Genomic DNA, 17,847 nt, shown 5'->3' on the forward strand with positions numbered 1-17,847 from the left:
TACTCAATCCAGGGGTGCGGGCTGTGGATAACGTGCCTTGCGCTCGAGGTCGTCGAGATCGATGTGGTTGCGCATGTACTGTTGGCTGGCATCCACCCAGGGTTGGTGGTCCCAGCTTTTCAGCTTGCCGATGGACAGTGCCTCGGCCACCAGGCGACGGCGTCGCTGGCTCGCCAGCACTTGCTGGCGCAGGGCGGGAATGTCCCAGCGTTGGCGGGCTTGATCGACAAATGCCTGCAGCAGCGCCTGATGGTCCTGGCTGCCGGTGAGGTTCTCCCGCTCGTGCGGGTCGCGGCTCAGGTCATAGAGTAGACACGGGTCGTCCTCGCTGTACACGAACTTGTACGGGCCGCGACGGATCATCATCAATGGGCCGACGGTGCCCTCGGCCATGTATTCGCCGATCACCTCGTCATGCCCGCCCTGCCCTTGCAGATGCCCGACCAGGGAGCGGCCATCCAGATGCAGGGCCGGCTCGACCCCGCCCCCGGCCAGTTCCACCAGGGTAGGCAGTAAATCGCAGGTGGAGACGTTGGCGCTGACCCGCGCCGCGGCAAAGCGTTTGGGGGCATGTATCAGCAGCGGCACCCGGGCCGACATCTCGAACCAGTGCATCTTGTACCAAAGCCCACGCTCGCCAAGCATGTCGCCGTGGTCGCCCGAGAACACGATCAAGGTGTCGTCGGCCAGGTCGCACTCCTCCAAGGTCTGCAGGAGCTTGCCGATGTTGTCGTCGATGTAGCTGCAGGCACCGAAATAGGCGCGACGGGCGTCGCGGATCTTGTACGCGGGCAAGGGCTTGTCCCACAGGTCATAGACCTTGAGCAGGCGTTGGGAGTGCGGGTCCTGGTGTTCTTGGTCGATGGTTTCAAGCGGCATGGGGATATCCACACCTTCGTACAGATCCCAGTAGTGCTTGGGAATCGTGTACGGGTCGTGGGGGTGCGTCATGGAGACGGTCAGGCAGAACGGCCGACCATCGTTCTCGCGGACGTGGTCGTAGAGATACTGGCGGGCCTTGAACACCACTTCTTCGTCGAAATCCAGCTGATTGGTCCGAACGCAAGGCCCGGCCTGCAGCACCGAGGACATGTTGTGATACCAGCTCGGGCGCTGGTCGGGCGCATCCCAGTTCACGGCCCAGCCATAGTCGGCCGGGTAGATATCGCTGGTCAGGCGTTCCTCGTAACCGTGCAGTTGGTCCGGGCCGCAGAAATGCATCTTGCCCGACAGTGCCGTGCGATAGCCCAGGCGGCGCAGGTAGTGGGCGTAGGTGGGGACGTCGGCGGGGAAGTCCGCGGCGTTGTCGTAGGCACCGATGCGGCTGGGCAGCTGGCCGCTGACCAGGGTGAAGCGCGAGGGCGCACACAGCGGGCTGTTGCAGTAGGCGGCGTCGAACACCACGGCCTGCTCGGCCAGGCGGCTCAGATGCGGCATCTGGATGGGAGAGGGGTTGTAGATCGGCAGCATGGGCGCGGCCATCTGGTCGGCCATGATGAACAGGATGTTGGGTCGCTTCATGGGTGCCTTCCATCGTTGAAGGTTATGGGAACCGCTTGCGATCGAGGATGCGACTGTGGATAACATGGGTAAAGCCCACGCCGGGCAATGAGTGGGATTAGCTGAACTTATGTTTGACCACCTTGCTGACGTTTCCCTGGACACCTTGCGGGTCTTCGAGGCCGCCGCCCGGCTGCGGGGCTTTACCGCCGCTGCACTGGAGCTGGGCACTACGCAGCCGGCAGTGAGCCAGCAGGTCAAGCGCCTGGAGGCCCAGTTGGGCACGCGCCTGTTCGACCGGATCTACCGGGGGATCGAGTTGACCGAGGCGGGGCAAGCGCTGTTCGAGCAGATTCATCCAGCGTTGCTGGCCATGAACGACGGCATCGCCCAGGCCAGCGGACGTGGCCAGCGCGAAGTACTGCAGGTGGCTACCGACTTTGCCTTTGCGGCTTTTTGGCTGATGCCACGGTTGCCGCGCTTCCATGAGGCTTATCCACAGGTGGATGTCAGCCTGGTGACCGGTGAGCGTAGCCAGGCCATGCTGCGCCCGGACATCGACGTGGCGGTGCTGTTCGGCGATGGGCGCTTCCATCAGGGCGAGAGCCGCTGGCTGTTCGATGAGGAAGTCTTCCCGGTCTGCAGCCCCAACCTGATTCGTGGCAAACCCGCGTCAGCCGAGGCTTTGCAACGATTGCCCCTGCTTCATCTGAGGGGGAGCAGGCCAGCCGCTGGTTCGATTGGGGCGGGGTGTTTCGTGGGTTTGGACTGCACATCCCGCCGCCTGCAGGGCAACTGCGTTTCGACAACTACACGTTGCTGATCCAGGCGGCGATCGCGGGACAGGGGGTGGCGATCGGATGGCGGCACCTGGTCGATGGCTTGGTGGACCAGGGGTTGTTGTGCCGCCCGCTCGAGGGCAGTTTGCGCTCGGCACGGGGGTATTACGTGGTCCTGCCCCCGCGCAAACGACGGGGGGCGTTGATCGAGCGGTTCGTGGACTGGCTGGAACAGGAGCGTGGCGCGTGAATTCACTGGGGCTCTAGAGCACGAAGTTCACATGCTCGCCTTGATGCAGGTTCAGCTCAAGGGTATCGACCATTCCTGCGGCAATCCGCGCCAATCGCTGCAAGGGCCCGGCCAGTCCGGGCTCCAGCGTTCCATCGAGGTTGCGAAAATGCTCGATGCCCAGGCCAGGCCTGTCTTCAGGGGCATTGATCAGCGTCCAGCGCAGGGCGCTGCGTTGCAGGCCATCGACGATCTGGTCGGCACAGTTGCGCTGCGCTTCGTTATGCCTGGATGGCGTGTCCAGCACGTCAAAATCGCCCACCAGTAACAGCCGGCGTATAGTCGTACGGGAAAGACCTGCCACCAGGGCCTCGGTCATTTGCCGCTGCGCGGGCAAGTCGCCGGGGGCGAGCGCCGAGAGCAAGGCGATCACCGCCGACCCACCGGCCACGCTCTGTTCGGCCTGATGCTTGTCACCTAGCGCACCTCGTTTGAAGTGCAGGCCAGGGCGCGGCGCGTGACGGTTGAGGTCATCGACCACCGCCGTGACTTCATGCTGACGCGACAGCAGCTCGACGATCAGGGCACTGCCCAGGCTGCTTTCGGCACCGAACAGGACCAGTTTGAACACGGGGGTCTCGGCATTTTTCACAGGATCGCTCCCCTTTGCGGGCCAGTGATCGTTTGACCTCATTTGGGAGTAATCGTGCAAAGGATCAAGGGTTATCACGCCCACGTGTACTACGACGCATCGACGATGGAGCAGGCCCGGGCGCTGTGCGAGGAAGCGGCGCGGCTGTTTCCCGTGACCATGGGGCGCATGCACCAGAAACCGGTCGGGCCGCATCCGGACTGGAGCTGCCAGCTGGCTTTCGGGCCGGAGGTGGTGGGGGTGGTATTGCCGTGGCTGGCGCTGTATCGCAAGGGGTTGGTGGTGTTCCTGCACCCGCTGACGGGGGATGAACTGGCGGATCACCGGGATCATGCGATCTGGATGGGAGCTGTCAGGCCGTTGGACCTGTCGATATTCGAATGAATGGAGCCGCTTTGCGGCCCATCGCAGGCTGTCGCCAGCTCCCACGAGTGATTCCGTGGGGCTGGCGTAGCCCTCGCGATATTACCGGCGGGCGCCGCGCACGCCTTCAGCCAGCGCCGAGCACAGGCTCAGCACATCCGCTACCGCCTGGTCGGCACTCTTGGCCTGGGCGATCTTGTCGACCAGCGCCGAACCCACCACCACGCCTTCGGACAGCTTGGCGATCGCCGCGGCCTGCTCCGGTGTGCGGATACCGAAACCAACGCTGATCGGCAGATCGGTGTGGCGGCGCAGGCGGGCGATGGCCTGCTGCACGTGTTCGGTGGTGGCCGAACCGGCGCCGGTCACGCCAGCCACCGAGACGTAGTAGACGAAACCGGAGCTGCGCTCCAGTACCCGTGGCAGGCGGGCGTCGTCGGTGGTCGGCGTGGTCAGGCGGATGAAGTCGATGCCGGCGGCCTGGGCTGGGGTGGCCAGCTCGGCGTCGTGCTCAGGCGGCAGGTCGACGATGATCAGGCCATCGACGCCAGCGTCCTTGGCCTCTGCCACGAAGCGCTCCACGCCAAAGCGGTGGATCGGGTTGTAGTAGCCCATCAGCACGATCGGCGTGGTCTGGTTGCCGACGCGGAACTCGCGGACCATCTGCAAGGTTTTCGCCAGGGTCTGGCCGGCTTCCAGGGCACGCAGGGTCGCCAGCTGGATGGCCACGCCATCGGCCATCGGGTCGGTGAACGGCATGCCCAGCTCGATCACGTCGGCACCGGCTTCAGGCAGGCCCTTGAGGATCGCCAGGGAGGCGTCGTAGCCAGGGTCGCCGGCGGTGATGAAGGTGACCAGCGCGGAGCGGCCTTCGGCCTTCAGCTCGGCGAAGCGGTGTTCAAGACGGCTCATGGCTGTTTCTCCTGGGCGGCCATATGGTTCATCACGGTTTGCATGTCTTTGTCGCCACGGCCGGACAGGCACACGACCATCAGGTGGTCCTTGGGCAGGTTGGGTGCGCGCTTGATCGCCTCGGCCAGGGCGTGGGAGCTCTCCAGGGCCGGGATGATGCCTTCCAGGCGACAGCAGGTGTGGAAGGCGTCGAGCGCTTCGTCGTCGGTGATGCTGACGTATTCGACGCGCTTCACTTCGTGCAGGTAGGCGTGCTCGGGGCCGATGCCGGGGTAGTCCAGGCCGGCAGAGATCGAGTGGGCATCGGTGATCTGGCCGTCCTCGTCCTGCAGCAGGTAAGTGCGGTTGCCGTGCAGCACGCCCGGGACGCCGCCGTTGAGGCTGGCGGCATGCTTGTCGGTGTTCACGCCATGACCACCGGCTTCGACGCCGATGATCTGCACGCTGGCGTCATCGAGGAAATCGTGGAACAGGCCCATGGCGTTGGAGCCACCGCCAACGCAGGCGATCAGGCTGTCAGGCAGGCGGCCTTCCTTCTCGTGCAGTTGGGCGCGGGTTTCCTTGCCGATGATCGACTGGAAGTCGCGGACCATCGCCGGGTACGGGTGGGGGCCGGCCACGGTGCCGATCAGGTAGAAGGTGTCGTCGACGTTGGTGACCCAGTCGCGCAGGGCCTCGTTCATGGCGTCCTTGAGGGTGCCGGTGCCAGCGGTGACCGGAACGATCTCGGCGCCCAGCAGCTTCATGCGGAACACGTTGGCCTGCTGGCGCTCGATGTCGGTGGCACCCATGTAGATCACGCAGGGCAGGCCGAAGCGTGCGGCAACGGTGGCAGTGGCCACGCCGTGCATGCCGGCACCGGTTTCGGCGATCAGGCGTTTCTTGCCCATGCGCTTGGCCAGCAGCACCTGACCGATGCAGTTGTTCACCTTGTGCGCGCCGGTGTGGTTGAGCTCTTCACGTTTGAAGAAGATCTTCGCACCGCCGCAGTGTTCGGTCAGGCGTTCGGCGAAGTACAGCGGGTTGGGCCGGCCGATGTAGTCGCGCTGGAAGTAGGCCAGTTCTTCGAGGAACTTCGGATCGGCCTTGGCCGCTTCGTACTCGCGGGCCAGGTCCAGGACCAGTGGCATCAGGGTTTCGGCCACGTAGCGGCCGCCGAACGAGCCGAACAGGCCGTTGGCATCGGGGCCGGTACGGTATTGGGTCTGGGTCATGGGACGCTCCATAGGCGATGTGATCAGTGAAATCGTGTGGGCTTGTCCGTGGGTGAACGTGTTCCCACAGATCCGGGCGATGCTGAACCTGTGGGAGCGGGTTTACCCATGAACAGGCCTGCATCGGTCGATGGGCCTACTCTAACCACGACATGGCTGGCTGAAAACCGATAAGATTGCGATAACTTGTCAGAAAATCTCACATATCAAATGCGCCAGGATCTCCCTCCCCTCAACGCGTTGCGCGCCTTCGAGGCCACTGCGAGGCTCAACAGCGTCAGCCAGGCCGCCGAGCTTTTGCACGTCACCCATGGTGCTGTCAGTCGTCAGATCAAGGTGCTCGAAGAGCATCTGGGCGTGGCGCTGTTCGTCAAGGACGGGCGAGGCATCAAACTCACAGATGCCGGTGTTCGCCTGCGCGATGCGAGTTTCGATGCATTCGACCGGTTGCGCACGGTCTGCTCGGAACTCAGCCGCGACGTCAACGAGGCGCCGTTCGTGCTGGGGTGCTCCGGCAGTCTGCTGGCGCGCTGGTTCATCCCTCGCCTGGGGCGGCTGAAGGCCGATCTGCCGGAGCTGCGCCTGCACCTGTCCGCGGGTGAAGGCGATCTGGACCCCCGCCGCCCTGGCCTGGATGCCTTGTTGGTATACGCCGAGCCGCCATGGCCTGCGGACATGCAGGTCCATGTGCTGGCGCAGGAACGCATCGGACCAGTGGTGAGCCCTCACTTCGCGGGATTCGAGCGTTTGCGTGAAGCGCCGGCCACGGCCCTGCTCGATGAAGCCCTGCTGCACACCACTTCGCGACCGCAGGCCTGGCCGACCTGGGCCGAGCAGCAAGGATTGGACCCGGCAGCGCTGACGTTCGGCCAGGCCTTCGAGCATCTGTATTACCTGTTGGAGGCGGCGGTTGCCGGTCTGGGCGTGGCCATCGCGCCGCAACCGCTGGTGGCGGATGACCTGCGGGCCGGGCGGCTGAGCGCACCGTGGGGGTTCTCGCCTACCCGCGCGGCATTGGCACTGTGGGTGCCGCGACGCGCCGCGGATGGGCGCGCCGAACAGTTGGCGCAGTGGCTGCACAATGAATTGGAACTGCAGATGGCCTAGTTGCGCTTGCACATCAGCCAGGCGGCCAGCAGGCCAAGGGCACCGATGGCGATGCCTGCGGTGGTCCAGGGGTGTTCCTGGGCGTAATCGCGGGTGGCGATGCCGGTCTGGCGGGTGCGGGCTTTTACTTCTTCATAGGCCTCGCCCATCAGGGTGCGTGACTGCCTGAGCGCGTTTTCGGCGTTGCTGCGGATCGCTTTCATGGATTTCTGCGACTCTTCCGAGGCGTCGTGCTTGAGGTGTTCGAGGGTCTTGAGCAGGCTTTCGATCTCCGCCTCCATGCTTTCCAGCGACGCTTTACGCAGCGAGTTGTAGGCCATGATGACTCTCCTTCGCGGTGGGTTGGGTTGTAAGGGTTGCGACTGTGCAGCGCAGCGAAAGTGCGATCGAACTTTCGTTTGCCGTGCGAGTTCGCAGGTAAAGCGGGCCTGCGCTGCTAGGCTCAAATCTCACACGCCAACCAAGGAGAGCGCTCATGTCCGATCATCGCACCTACAAGAAGATCGAGCTGGTCGGGTCCTCACCCACCAGCATCGAGGACGCGATCAACAATGCCCTGGCCGAAGCCGGCAAGAGCATCAAGCACCTGGAGTGGTTCGAGGTCGTCGATACCCGCGGTCATATCCGCGATAACCAGGCTGCGCACTTCCAGGTCACGCTGAAGGTTGGTTTCCGCATCGCCAATAGCTGAAACGTGCCCAGGCTGGCATCGACCGGCCAGATGGGGTAAAGGTTGCAGGGTGCCATTTCGATAGTGGCACCCTGTCCTTTTTTGATCTGTACAAGGAAAGCGATCGATGAAGAAACTGATTCTGGCGGTGGGATTGATGGCGTTGGCAGGCGGTGCGTTTGCGGCTGGGAAACCGTGCGAAGAGCTCAAGGCCGAAATCGCGGCGAAGCTCGATGCCAAGGGCGTGAAAGGCTACACGCTGGAGATCGTCAACAAGGGCGAGCCGGCCGGCAAGGTGGTCGGCAGTTGTGAGGGCGGCACCAAGGAAATCGTCTATCGACGGGGCTGAGGTGGTGAAAGCTTCGTGGGTGAGCCCGCTCCCCTGACCGCACTGAACCGGTGGGAGCGGGTTTGTCCGCGAAAAGCGCTACTCGGTCTTGAGCGCCTGGGCCATCAGCTCGTACGCGCGTAACCGATCCGCATGCTCGTACAGATCACAGGTGAAGATCAGCTCATCGGCGCCGGTCTGCTCCAGCAGCACTTGCACCTTGGCTCGCACCTTCTGCGCACTGCCGATCATCGCCAGGCCCAGGAAACTGCCCACCGCATCGCGCTCGTGGGGCAGCCACAAGCCGTCCATGCTCGGCACCGGTGGGCGCTGCATCAGGCTCTGGCCACGTATCAGCGCGAGGATGCGCTGGTACACGGACGTGGCCAGGTACTGGGCGTGTTCATCGGTGTCGGCCACGACCATCGGCACACCTAGCATCACGTAGGGTTTTTCGAGCACGGTCGAGGGCTTGAAATGGTCGCGATAGATGCGGATCGCCTCGTGCATGTAGCGCGGGGCGAAGTGCGAGGCGAAGGCATAGGGTAGCCCGCGCATTCCGGCGAGCTGGGCGCTGAACAGGCTGGAACCCAGGAGCCAGATCGGTACCTCGGTGTCATGGCCGGGTACGGCGATGACTTTCTGATCCGGCGTGCGAGGGCCCAGATAGCGCGACAATTCCTCGACATCATCCGGGAAGTCGTCGGCGCTGCCGGAACGCTCGCGACGCAAGGCGCGGGCGGTCATCTGGTCGGAGCCGGGCGCGCGGCCAAGGCCCAAGTCGATACGGCCTGGGTACAGGCTCGCCAAGGTGCCGAACTGCTCGGCGATCACCAGGGGCGCATGGTTGGGGAGCATCACGCCGCCAGAACCGATGCGGATGCGCGAGGTTCCGCCGGCCAGATAGCCGATCAGCACCGAAGTGGCGGAGCTGGCGATGCCGTCCATATTGTGGTGTTCGGCCACCCAGAAGCGGTTGTAGCCCCAGCGCTCGACGTGCTGCGCCAGATCCAGCGAGTTGCGCAGCGACTGCGCCGGCCCGCCGTCGGCGCGCACCGGTACCAGGTCGAGGGTGGAAATCTTCAGGTCACGCAGGTGCGTCATTGGAGCCTCCGCAGAAAGTTGGCCAAGGGCCTTGAGGACTCTGTATGGGCAGTTTCCGAGGTTTCAATGTTGAGCATCAGATTGATCTGAACTTGCTCTGAGTGCCGTCCTCAGAATCCATAGGTACTCATCCCATGACCAGGAGGCAGCATGAAAAAGACAGCATCGGCGATCTGGCAAGGCGGGCTCAAGGACGGCAAGGGCTCACTCTCTACCGAGAGCGGGGCGCTCAAGCAGAATCCCTATGGCTTCAACACCCGTTTCGAAGGCTCGCCAGGGACCAACCCGGAGGAACTGATCGGTGCGGCGCATGCGGGGTGCTTCTCGATGGCCCTGTCGATGATGCTGGGCGAGGCGGGATTGACCGCGCAGCGCATCGACACCATTGCCGAGGTGAGTCTGGACAAACAGCCGGACGGCTTTGCTATCACCGCCGTACACCTGATCCTCAAGGCCAAGGTGCCTGGCGCGAGCGAGGTGCAGTTCCAGGAGATCGCCAACAAGGCCAAGGCCGGCTGCCCGGTGTCCAAGGTGCTCAAAGCCACGATCAGCCTGGACGCGACGTTGGTTGCCTAGGCGCAACGGGGACGGTTTCCTGTAGTCTAAACAGCGTTGGCAGCCCGACTGCCTCTACAGGAGCCGTCCCATGATCCGCGTTGCAACCGCCATGCTGGTTTCCCTGCTGGCTACGACCGCCTTGGCCGCGCCCAAGCCGTGCGAAGAACTCAAAGCCGAGATCGAAGCGAAGATCCAGGCTGCGGGCGTGACGTCCTATACCTTGGAAATCGTGCCCAATGGCGAGGTCCGCGACCAGAACATGATCGTCGGCAGCTGCGATGGGGGTACCAAGAAGATCATCTATCAGAAGAATGACCGTTAGCTTCCAGACACGAGGCTACCGCACAAGGCCGCTCCTACCGGTATGGTGTAGGAGCGGCCTTGTGCCGCGAAGGGCCGCAACGAGGCCCCAAGGCTCACGGAATGCAGAAGACGTTGCTGGGCTCGTCCACCACCACCGTGCGTTCTGCATCGAACAACAGCACCTGCGGCTGCATCACTGGCGCCCGGGCTTCCAGACGGTAGCGTTCGCCGGCCTTGAAGTCGGCATAGCGCACGGTCAGGTAGCAGGTGCGTTCGGTCGGGTCGGTCGAAAAGCCGCCTGAGTACACCTCGTAGTCGAAGCGCACCACCAGCTCGTGCCGGCCAGGCGTGACCTGGAAGTAGCGGCCATCATCGAGCCGCTTGCCGTCCAGGCGGTCGGCCATGATGGTCTTGCCGGGGGTGATGGTGTAGAGATCGACCCAGGCCTGCTTGGGGTCGACGGGCGGCAAGGGGCTGGCGCAGGCCCCTAGCGCACTGAGGGCGATCAGCATCATGGGCTGGCGCATGGCGAAACTCCCGCTTGCGATTCACAAGCTACAAGCATAGCGCCGACACGCCTGCGCTGTCGTGAAAGTCTTGGCCGTTCAGGTGCGCTGGCAGCCTGCTGGTAGGCCTTGGCTCACGAGATTTCGCTGTTGGTCATACAGCTTGATCCAGGGGCGGAACCCGATACTGCCGGCTTGCAGTTGGTAACGCTGGCCAGCGCTGAAATCCTTGAAGGTCAGGTTGAGCTGGCAGTCGCGCCACAAGGGCTCCTCGACCGGGCCGATATTGCTCGGTGCCACGGCGAACTGATAGCGCACGGTCAGCTCATGGTTGCCAGGCTGGACTTCGAAGTAGCGGGTATCGGCCCAGTCGCGCTCGTCTACCTGCAGCGCATGCAGGGACGTGTTGTTGAGGGGGGCCAGGTCGACCCAGGCTTGGTTAGGGTCTGGCGCCGGCAAGGTGGAGCATCCGGACAGCAGCACGAGCGTGCCGGCGATGACAATCATTGAACGCATGGCGAAACGCCCCCCTGGCGAGATAGTCTTGGACCGCACCGGCCGTGAGCGAGATAGACAGCCCTGATGTTTCGACTTTTTCTTTTGCAGCGCTCAAGCCTTGGGCCTCTCGACCGCGTTTTCATCCGTTTGGTTCCCCTCCTGGCCGCCGTCCTGCTGAACGGTTGCAGCAGCCTTGGCTATTACGGGCAATTGGCCGAGGGGCAATGGCAGCTGTTGCGCGCACGCCAGCCGGTGGAGCGCCTGCTTGATGACCCCGCCACCCCTGTCCGGTTACGCCAGCGGCTGACGCACGCCGAGCAGGCCCGGCGGTTCGCCAGCGAGCATCTGGAACTGCCGGACAACCGCAGCTACCGCGTCTATGCCGATCTGGGCCGGCCCTATGTGGTCTGGAACGTGTTCGCCACGCCGGAGCTTTCCTTGCAGCCGGTGACCCATTGCTTCCCGATTGCCGGTTGCGTGGCCTATCGGGGCTACTACCGGCAAGGCGCCGCCCGGGGCGCTGCGGCGTTGTTGCGTCAGCAGGGGCTGGACACCTACATAGGCGGCGTCGAAGCGTATTCGACCCTGGGCTGGTTCGACGATCCGATCCTTTCCTCGATGGTCGGCTGGGGCGACGAGCGCTTGGCCGCAGTGATCTTCCACGAGCTGGCGCACCAGCGTTTCTATGTGCAGGACGACACTGAATTCAACGAGTCTTTTGCCTCCTTCGTCGAGCAGGAGGGATCGCGGCAATGGCGCGTGGCGCGTGGGCTTCCAGCGATTCAGGAGCATGCGCTGCGCCAGCGTGAGCAGTTCATTCAGCTGGTGCTGGACAGCCGGGCGCGGCTTGAGGCGATCTATGCGAGCCCACGCAACGCGGCGGGCAAGCGGGCGGCCAAGCAGGCGGAGTTCGAACGGCTACGCCAGGCCTATCGGCAGGTGCGTGATGAGCAGTGGAAGGGAGACAAGCGCTATGACGCCTGGATGTACGGGCCGATGAACAACGCCAAGCTGTTGCCGTTCGGGCTGTATGACCAGTGGGTGCCGGCGTTTGCGGCGCTGTTTGGGCAAGTGGGCGGCGACTGGACGCTGTTCTATCAGCGGGTCGAGGCCTTGGGGCAGTTGCCGGTCGAACAGCGCAAGGCAGCGCTGGGTCGGCTGGCTGAGAGGCGGTGAAGGGAGGCGGCACAGCCGCCCCATGCGATCAACGGCTGATAAACGCTTGGTGCATCTGCGCCACGGTCTGGAAGTGGAACGCCGGCGCTTCGGCCGTCAGCTCTTCATGGCTGCCGAAGCCATACCCCACCGCCACCGCCTGCAGCCCGTTGCTGCGCGCGCCGATCAGGTCGTGCTTGCGGTCACCGATCATCAGCGTCTGGTCCGGGTCCAGCCCTTCTTCGTCCAGCAGGTGGCGAATCAGCTCGACCTTGTTGGTGCGGGTGCCGTCCAGTTCGCTGCCGTAGATCACCTTGAAGTGATGGTCGAAGGCGAAGTGCCGGGCGATCTCGCGGGCGAACTCCCAGGGCTTCGAGGTGGCGATGTACAGCGTGCGGCCTTGGCTGTTGAGGGCTTCGAGCAGCTCTGGCACGCCGTCGAACACCAGGTTTTCGTACAAGCCGGTGACGCGGAAGCGCTCACGGTAGAAGTTCACCGCCTCCCAGGCCTTGGCTTCGTCGAAGCCATAGAACTGCATGAAGGCCTGCAGCAAGGGTGGGCCGATGAAGTGTTCGAGACGGGTCAGGTCCGGCTCGTCGATGCCTAGCTTGGCCAGGGCGTATTGGATCGAGCGGGTGATACCCAGGCGCGGGTCGGTCAGTGTGCCGTCGAGGTCGAAGAGGATGTTCTGCTGCTGCATGCGATGCGTTCCACTGAAGTCGTTCGTTGACTGCTGCGCGGGTAAACCGGCTCCACAAGTCCTGCGGGAGCGGTTATCCACGACCAGGATCATTCCGGTTGGTCGTAGCCTTCGGCCAGGTGCTGGTCCTTGAGCTTGACGTAGTTGGCGGCGCTGTAGGGGAAGAAGGCGCGCTCCTTGTCGGTCAGCGGACGGGCCTGTTTTGCCGGGCTGCCGACATACAGGTAGCCGCTCTCCAGGCGTTTTCCGGGAGGGACCAGGCTGCCGGCACCGATGATCACCTCGTCTTCCACCACGGCGCCATCCATGATCGTGCAACCCATGCCGACCAGGATGCGATTACCCAGGGTACAGCCATGCAGCATGACTTTGTGACCGATGGTCACATCATCGCCGATCAACAGCGGGAAACCGTCCGGATTGAACGGGCCGGCATGGGTGATGTGCAGTACGCTGCCGTCCTGCACGCTGGTGCGCGCGCCGATGCGGATGTGGTGCATGTCGCCGCGAACGACCGTCAGCGGCCAGACCGAGCTGTCCTCACCGATCTCCACGTCCCCCAGCACCACCGCCGAACGGTCGACGAAAACCCGGGGTCCAACTTTCGGAGTGTGTTGTGCAAAGCGTCGGATGGCCATGATAGCGCCCCTCTTGAATGCCGATAGGCGGGCTGCCTGCTGCGGTCGGCGTCGATTGTAATTAAGATGGTCCCGTGTTTCCTCCTGCCAAGGTATCTAAACCGTGAGTGCGAACAACCCGCTTCTGCAGTCCTACGATCTGCCGCCCTTCTCGGCGATCCGTGCCGAACACGTGCTGCCGGCGATCGAGCAAATCCTGGCCGACAACCGAAAAGCCATTGCCCAGATCCTCGAACAGCAAGGCCAGAACCCCACCTGGGCCGGCCTGGTGCTGGCGATGGACGAACTCAACGACCGCCTGGGCGCCGCCTGGAGCCCGGTCAGCCACCTCAATGCGGTGTGCAACAGCAAAGAGCTGCGCGAGGCCTACGAGTCCTGCCTGCCCGCGCTGAGCGCCTACTCCACCGAACTGGGGCAGAACCGCGCCCTGTTCGAGGCCTATGAAGCCCTGGCCAAGAGCCCGGAAGCCGCAGGCTTCGACGTGGCGCAGAAGACCATCATCGACCATGCCCTGCGTGATTTCCGTCTGTCGGGTATCGACCTGCCGGCCGACAAGCAGCAGCGTTACGCCGAGGTACAAAGCCGCCTCAGCGAGCTGGGCAGCCGCTTCTCCAACCAGTTGTTGGACGCTACCCAGGCCTGGACCAAGCACGTCACCGACGAAGCGCAGCTCGCCGGCCTGACCGACTCGGCCAAGGCGCAGATGGCCGCCGCTGCCCAGGCCAAAGATCTGGACGGCTGGCTGATCACCCTGGAGTTCCCCAGCTACTACGCGGTGATGACCTACGCCAATGACCGCGCCCTGCGCGAAGAGCTCTACGCCGCCTATTGCACCCGCGCCTCCGACCAAGGCCCGAATGCCGGCCAGTTCGACAACGGCCCGGTGATGAGCGAAATCCTCGACCTGCGCCAGGAACTCGCCGAGCTGCTGGGCTACAAGAACTACGCCGAGCTGAGCCTGGCCACCAAAATGGCTGAGTCCAGTGACCAGGTGCTGAGCTTCCTGCGGGACCTGGCCAAGCGCAGTAAACCATTCGCCGCCCAGGATCTGGAGCAGCTCAAGGCCTACGCCGCCGAGCAGGGCTGCCCCGAGCTGTCGAGCTGGGACGCCGGCTACTACGGCGAGAAACTGCGTGAGCAGCGCTACAGCGTCTCCCAGGAGGCCCTGCGCGCCTACTTCCCGATCGACAAGGTCCTCTCGGGCCTGTTCACCATCGTGCAGCGTCTGTACGGCATCGAGATTGCCGAACTCAAGGGCTTCGACACCTGGCACCCGGATGTGCGTCTGTTCGAGATCAAGGAAAACGGCCAGCACGTGGGCCGCTTCTTCTTCGACCTGTACGCCCGCGCCAACAAGCGTGGCGGTGCCTGGATGGACGGCGCCCGTGACCGTCGCCGTACCGCGGCCGGCAGCTTGCAGAGCCCAGTGGCGAACCTGGTGTGCAACTTCACCCCGGCCGCGCCCGGCAAGCCGGCGCTGCTGACCCATGACGAAGTCACCACCTTGTTCCACGAGTTCGGCCATGGCCTGCACCACCTGCTCACCCGTATCGAGCATGCGGGCGTTTCCGGCATCAACGGTGTTGCCTGGGACGCGGTGGAGCTGCCGAGCCAGTTCATGGAGAACTGGTGCTGGGAGCCTGAAGGCCTGGCCTTGATTTCCGGCCACTACGAGACCGGCAAGCCCCTGCCCCAGGACCTGCTGGACAAGATGCTGGCTGCCAAGAACTTCCAGTCGGGCATGATGATGGTGCGCCAGCTGGAGTTCTCGCTGTTCGATTTCGAGCTGCACGCCAACCACGGCGATGGCCGCAGCGTATTGCAGGTGCTCGAGGGCGTGCGCGACGAGGTGTCGGTGATGCGACCGCCTGCCTACAACCGCTTCCCCAACAGCTTCGCCCACATCTTCGCGGGCGGTTACGCAGCCGGTTACTACAGCTACAAATGGGCTGAAGTGCTCTCGGCTGATGCATTCTCGCGTTTTGAGGAAGAAGGTGTGCTCAATGCCGAGACCGGTCGTGCCTTCCGCGAGGCGATCCTGGCCCGTGGCGGTTCCCGTGAGCCGATGGTGCTGTTCGTCGACTTCCGTGGCCGCGAGCCGTCCATCGATGCGCTGCTGCGCCATAGTGGTCTGACCGAGGACGCGGCGGCATGAGCGAGGTTCCAGTGAGCAAAACCAAGAAGCGCTTCATCGCCGGGGCGGTCTGCCCGGCGTGCAGCGAGCCTGACAAGCTGATGATGTGGAACGAAGACGGCGTACCGCACCGCGAGTGCGTGGCCTGTGGGTTCACCGACACCCTGAACGAACAGGGCCTGTCGGTACCTACCGAGCTGGGCACCCGGGTCAATCACCTGGCGCCCAAGGCGGCACCGGCCAAGGTGCAGACCGTGCAGTTCTTCCCCAATCCGAAGCTGAAGAAACCGGCCGAATAAGGCCGTCGCGCCACCGAGCCCTGGCCGGTGGCGCGCCTCTATGAACACAGGTGGTAGTTATGCAGCCACCTGTGTCGCAGCTTGCGTTCCATGCTCGCATTGATCATCAACCGAGCAGGAACCCTCCATGCAAGCCCCCAATCCCCTATTGAACGAAAACCGCTCGCCCATCGATTACGACAGGATCACGCTCGAGCACGTGAAGACGGCCCTCGACAGTGTGGCGCGTGCCTACGAGGCAGGGCTGGCGCAGGTCCTGGACAGTCAGCAGACGCAACCCAGTTGGTATGGCCTGGTGTTGGCGATGGATGAGGTGATCGCTGAGCTACAGGCAGTCATCTTTGCAACCTTGCCACTGACTGGCCGGGGCGAGGCGTGGAGTGCGGCGTTTGGCGAAGGGTACAGCCGCGCGCAGCGCCTGTTCATGGAAAGCCGCCAAAACCAGCCGCTGCATGCCCTCTATGAGCGGCTGGCGGCAAGTGAGCCCAGCCTGGACGTCTATGAACAGGCCACGTTACGCAGGATCTTGTTGGAGTTCCGTTTGGCCGGTGTGCATCTGGATACCCAGCAAAGCGCCACGTTGGCGCAGTTGGAGGATGACATCAACGATCAGATCGGTGGCTTTTATCAGACGCTTGATGAAACGCGTGAACGATCGAGCATTCATATCGAGGACCAGACGCGCCTGGAAGGCATTCCCCAGCGTCTGCGCGATCAGATGGCCCGGCAAGCCAGGGACGCTGGGCTGGAGGGCTGGCAGATCCTCTGCAATGAACGGCACGCCAATATCATTCTCGAGTTCGCCGAGGATCGGAGCCTGCGTGAGGCTGTCTACAAGGCCTATCACAGTCGAGGCGCTCATGCCGATGAGCAGCAGGACAATGGTACTCGCCTGCAACAGCTGGCGCTGTTGCGTGAGCAGAAAGGGCAACTGATCGGAAACGCCAGCTACGCGCAGTTGATGTTGCAGGGCAAGGCCGCAGGTGGCGTCGAGCCTGTGCGTCGGTTGCTCCAGACGCTGGCGCAGCAGCTGCGGCCGGCCATGCTCAAGGCCCGCTCCGGGCTTCAGCAGCTGGCCGTGGAGCACGCTCTGGGTGACGCCCAGCCTTGGGATATCAAGTACCTGCGGGCTCGCAAGCAGGTGATGAGCAGTGAAGCGCTGCGCGGCTACTTCACCCTGGACAAGGCGATACAAGCTTTAGTCGATCTGGCCGGACGGGTCTTCGACCTGAAGCTTGCGCCCTGCTCTACCTCGGCGTGGCATCCCAGCGTGCGCACCTTTACCGTGCAACAAGATGGCGTAGAGATCGGCGTGCTGTACCTGGATGTCCTCACCTATTCGGACAAGCAAGGCGGTGTTCACACCATTGCCGTGCGCCATCGGCGTCGGGATGCGCAGGGACGTGCCCATGGCGCTTCGGCGATGGTCGTCAGCGATGGCGAGCCAGGCCAGGACGCCCAGCCGCCCCTGCTCGATCATCTGGCGCTGCGCAAACTGTTCCACGAGTTCGGCCATGGGCTGCATATCCTGCTGATGCCCACCATCAATCATGTGTTGTCCGATCCGAACCGGGCAGGCTCCGACAGCCAGGAGTTCTTCGGTAAGTTCCTTGAGCGATGGCTGTGGGACGCGCAGTACTTGGCGGACCTCTCCGGTCACTACCAGACCGGTGAATCGCTCACCCTGGAACAGGCTCAATCGGTACTGGCCGACCTGCGCGAGGCGCAGCTGGAGAAGTGTGCCTTCGATGTGAGCATGGCGCTGTTCGATCTGGAGCTGCACAGCACCCCCGGCGATGGCAAGACCGTGCAGGAGCGGCTGTCTGAATGCCGCGACCGCTGCGGCTGCTGGCCGCTGGCGAGCTTCGAGAAGCCGGCACACGCGTTCGACTATCTGGTGGCAGGCTACGAGGCCGGCTATTACAGCTACGTCTGGGGCGAAGCGCATGCCATCGATGTGTTCACCCATTTCGAGCAATGGGGTGTGCTCGACAACAGGGCGGGCAAGCGCTTTCGGGCCGCATTCGCCAACTGGGCCAATGCCAAGCCGATGACCCAGGCTTGCGAGGATTTTCTGGGGCGGCCCATGCGCATCGAGGCGATGCTGGGTTGGTATGGTCTGGACAACGGCGCTGCTGGCTGACGTAAGGCGCTGGAACAGATGAATATCCGGCTGTACTGTATATGGATACAGTAAA

20 protein-coding genes and 1 pseudogene are annotated in these 17,847 nt (G+C 63.6%); 11 read left to right on the plus strand and 10 right to left on the minus strand.

All coding sequences use genetic code 11. The annotated features are described in order from the left end of the window. Positions 1 to 3: 3 nt before the first annotated feature. On the minus strand, positions 4 to 1,521 hold the full coding sequence (gene betC / locus IEC33019_RS00810; protein WP_070091328.1) for a choline-sulfatase: 1,518 nt from the start codon (positions 1,519 to 1,521) through the stop codon (positions 4 to 6). Positions 1,522 to 1,630: 109 nt separating this feature from the next. On the opposite strand from betC, the pseudogene IEC33019_RS00815 reads away from it, so the two are divergent. Then, positions 1,631 to 2,529, plus strand: a pseudogene (locus IEC33019_RS00815) (choline sulfate utilization transcriptional regulator). 13 nt (positions 2,530 to 2,542) lie between these two features. Here IEC33019_RS00815 and IEC33019_RS00820 read toward each other — a convergent pair. Then, positions 2,543 to 3,160, minus strand: a complete 618-nt coding sequence (locus IEC33019_RS00820) for an NAD(P)-dependent oxidoreductase (RefSeq protein ID WP_070091330.1) — start codon at positions 3,158 to 3,160, stop codon at positions 2,543 to 2,545. Positions 3,161 to 3,214: 54 nt separating this feature from the next. Between IEC33019_RS00820 and IEC33019_RS00825 the strand changes: the two genes are divergently transcribed. After that, entirely contained in the window at positions 3,215 to 3,544 is a 330-nt protein-coding gene (locus tag IEC33019_RS00825; protein WP_070091331.1) for a DOPA 4,5-dioxygenase family protein, read from the plus strand. 81 nt (positions 3,545 to 3,625) lie between these two features. Here the strand turns inward: IEC33019_RS00825 and trpA are convergent, their stop codons facing one another. Both trpA and trpB read right to left on the minus strand, forming a co-directional pair. After that, complete coding sequence (gene trpA / locus IEC33019_RS00830; protein ID WP_070091332.1) at positions 3,626 to 4,435, minus strand: tryptophan synthase subunit alpha; 810 nt, start codon at positions 4,433 to 4,435, stop codon at positions 3,626 to 3,628. After that, positions 4,432 to 5,649, minus strand: a complete 1,218-nt coding sequence (gene trpB, locus IEC33019_RS00835; protein ID WP_070091333.1) for a tryptophan synthase subunit beta — start codon at positions 5,647 to 5,649, stop codon at positions 4,432 to 4,434. The genes trpA and trpB overlap by 4 nt, the downstream gene beginning before the upstream one ends. 210 nt (positions 5,650 to 5,859) lie before the next feature. On the opposite strand from trpB, the gene IEC33019_RS00840 reads away from it, so the two are divergent. Further along, positions 5,860 to 6,756 (plus strand): LysR family transcriptional regulator, encoded by an 897-nt coding sequence (locus IEC33019_RS00840; RefSeq protein ID WP_070091334.1) that lies wholly within the window; start codon positions 5,860 to 5,862, stop codon positions 6,754 to 6,756. Here IEC33019_RS00840 and IEC33019_RS00845 read toward each other — a convergent pair. Then, the gene (locus IEC33019_RS00845) at positions 6,753 to 7,076 is read right to left on the minus strand and encodes a DUF883 family protein (protein ID WP_070091335.1); all 324 of its coding nucleotides are present in this window, start codon (positions 7,074 to 7,076) and stop codon (positions 6,753 to 6,755) included. The two genes, IEC33019_RS00840 and IEC33019_RS00845, sit on opposite strands and share 4 nt — an antisense overlap. A gap of 155 nt (positions 7,077 to 7,231) precedes the next feature. Here IEC33019_RS00845 and IEC33019_RS00850 point away from each other — a divergent pair, with 155 nt between their 5' ends. Beyond that, positions 7,232 to 7,447 carry a dodecin gene (locus IEC33019_RS00850; protein WP_070091336.1) on the plus strand — a complete coding sequence of 72 codons (216 nt, stop codon included), beginning with the start codon at positions 7,232 to 7,234 and terminating at the stop codon, positions 7,445 to 7,447. A 106-nt stretch (positions 7,448 to 7,553) separates the two neighbouring features. Then, a complete protein-coding gene (locus IEC33019_RS00855) occupies positions 7,554 to 7,775 on the plus strand; it encodes a DUF1161 domain-containing protein (protein ID WP_070091337.1) in 222 nt (73 codons plus the stop codon). 78 nt (positions 7,776 to 7,853) lie between these two features. On the opposite strand, the gene IEC33019_RS00860 is transcribed toward IEC33019_RS00855, so the two are convergent. After that, positions 7,854 to 8,858 carry an LLM class flavin-dependent oxidoreductase gene (locus IEC33019_RS00860; RefSeq protein ID WP_070091338.1) on the minus strand — a complete coding sequence of 335 codons (1,005 nt, stop codon included), beginning with the start codon at positions 8,856 to 8,858 and terminating at the stop codon, positions 7,854 to 7,856. A 150-nt stretch (positions 8,859 to 9,008) separates the two neighbouring features. Here IEC33019_RS00860 and IEC33019_RS00865 point away from each other — a divergent pair, with 150 nt between their 5' ends. Both IEC33019_RS00865 and IEC33019_RS00870 read left to right on the plus strand, forming a co-directional pair. Beyond that, positions 9,009 to 9,434: an OsmC family protein gene (locus tag IEC33019_RS00865; protein WP_070091339.1), complete on the plus strand. Its 426-nt coding sequence runs from the start codon at positions 9,009 to 9,011 to the stop codon at positions 9,432 to 9,434. A 70-nt stretch (positions 9,435 to 9,504) separates the two neighbouring features. Beyond that, complete coding sequence (locus IEC33019_RS00870) at positions 9,505 to 9,738, plus strand: DUF1161 domain-containing protein (RefSeq protein ID WP_070091340.1); 234 nt, start codon at positions 9,505 to 9,507, stop codon at positions 9,736 to 9,738. Between the two features lie 94 nt (positions 9,739 to 9,832). On the opposite strand, the gene IEC33019_RS00875 is transcribed toward IEC33019_RS00870, so the two are convergent. Both IEC33019_RS00875 and IEC33019_RS00880 read right to left on the minus strand, forming a co-directional pair. After that, positions 9,833 to 10,246 carry a hypothetical protein gene (locus IEC33019_RS00875; RefSeq protein ID WP_070091341.1) on the minus strand — a complete coding sequence of 138 codons (414 nt, stop codon included), beginning with the start codon at positions 10,244 to 10,246 and terminating at the stop codon, positions 9,833 to 9,835. A gap of 78 nt (positions 10,247 to 10,324) precedes the next feature. Continuing rightward, the gene (locus IEC33019_RS00880; RefSeq protein ID WP_070091342.1) at positions 10,325 to 10,741 is read right to left on the minus strand and encodes a hypothetical protein; all 417 of its coding nucleotides are present in this window, start codon (positions 10,739 to 10,741) and stop codon (positions 10,325 to 10,327) included. Between the two features lie 84 nt (positions 10,742 to 10,825). Between IEC33019_RS00880 and IEC33019_RS00885 the strand changes: the two genes are divergently transcribed. After that, a complete protein-coding gene (locus IEC33019_RS00885) occupies positions 10,826 to 11,899 on the plus strand; it encodes an aminopeptidase (RefSeq protein WP_070091403.1) in 1,074 nt (357 codons plus the stop codon). A 28-nt stretch (positions 11,900 to 11,927) separates the two neighbouring features. On the opposite strand, the gene IEC33019_RS00890 is transcribed toward IEC33019_RS00885, so the two are convergent. Both IEC33019_RS00890 and IEC33019_RS00895 read right to left on the minus strand, forming a co-directional pair. Continuing rightward, a complete protein-coding gene (locus IEC33019_RS00890) occupies positions 11,928 to 12,578 on the minus strand; it encodes an HAD family hydrolase (RefSeq protein WP_070091343.1) in 651 nt (216 codons plus the stop codon). 89 nt (positions 12,579 to 12,667) lie between these two features. Continuing rightward, entirely contained in the window at positions 12,668 to 13,216 is a 549-nt protein-coding gene (locus IEC33019_RS00895) for a gamma carbonic anhydrase family protein (RefSeq protein WP_070091344.1), read from the minus strand. Positions 13,217 to 13,319: 103 nt separating this feature from the next. Here IEC33019_RS00895 and prlC point away from each other — a divergent pair, with 103 nt between their 5' ends. The 3 genes from prlC to IEC33019_RS00910 all read left to right on the plus strand — a co-directional run bounded on the left by prlC (position 13,320) and on the right by IEC33019_RS00910 (position 17,792). Then, positions 13,320 to 15,371, plus strand: a complete 2,052-nt coding sequence (prlC, locus tag IEC33019_RS00900; protein ID WP_070091345.1) for an oligopeptidase A — start codon at positions 13,320 to 13,322, stop codon at positions 15,369 to 15,371. Continuing rightward, entirely contained in the window at positions 15,368 to 15,649 is a 282-nt protein-coding gene (locus tag IEC33019_RS00905) for a YheV family putative zinc ribbon protein (protein WP_043207663.1), read from the plus strand. The genes prlC and IEC33019_RS00905 overlap by 4 nt, the downstream gene beginning before the upstream one ends. A gap of 127 nt (positions 15,650 to 15,776) precedes the next feature. Continuing rightward, the gene (locus IEC33019_RS00910; protein ID WP_099592764.1) at positions 15,777 to 17,792 is read left to right on the plus strand and encodes a M3 family metallopeptidase; all 2,016 of its coding nucleotides are present in this window, start codon (positions 15,777 to 15,779) and stop codon (positions 17,790 to 17,792) included. Positions 17,793 to 17,847 lie beyond the last annotated feature (55 nt).

It is taken from the genome of Pseudomonas putida (assembly GCF_002741075.1).
Classification (GTDB): domain Bacteria; phylum Pseudomonadota; class Gammaproteobacteria; order Pseudomonadales; family Pseudomonadaceae; genus Aquipseudomonas; species Aquipseudomonas putida_T.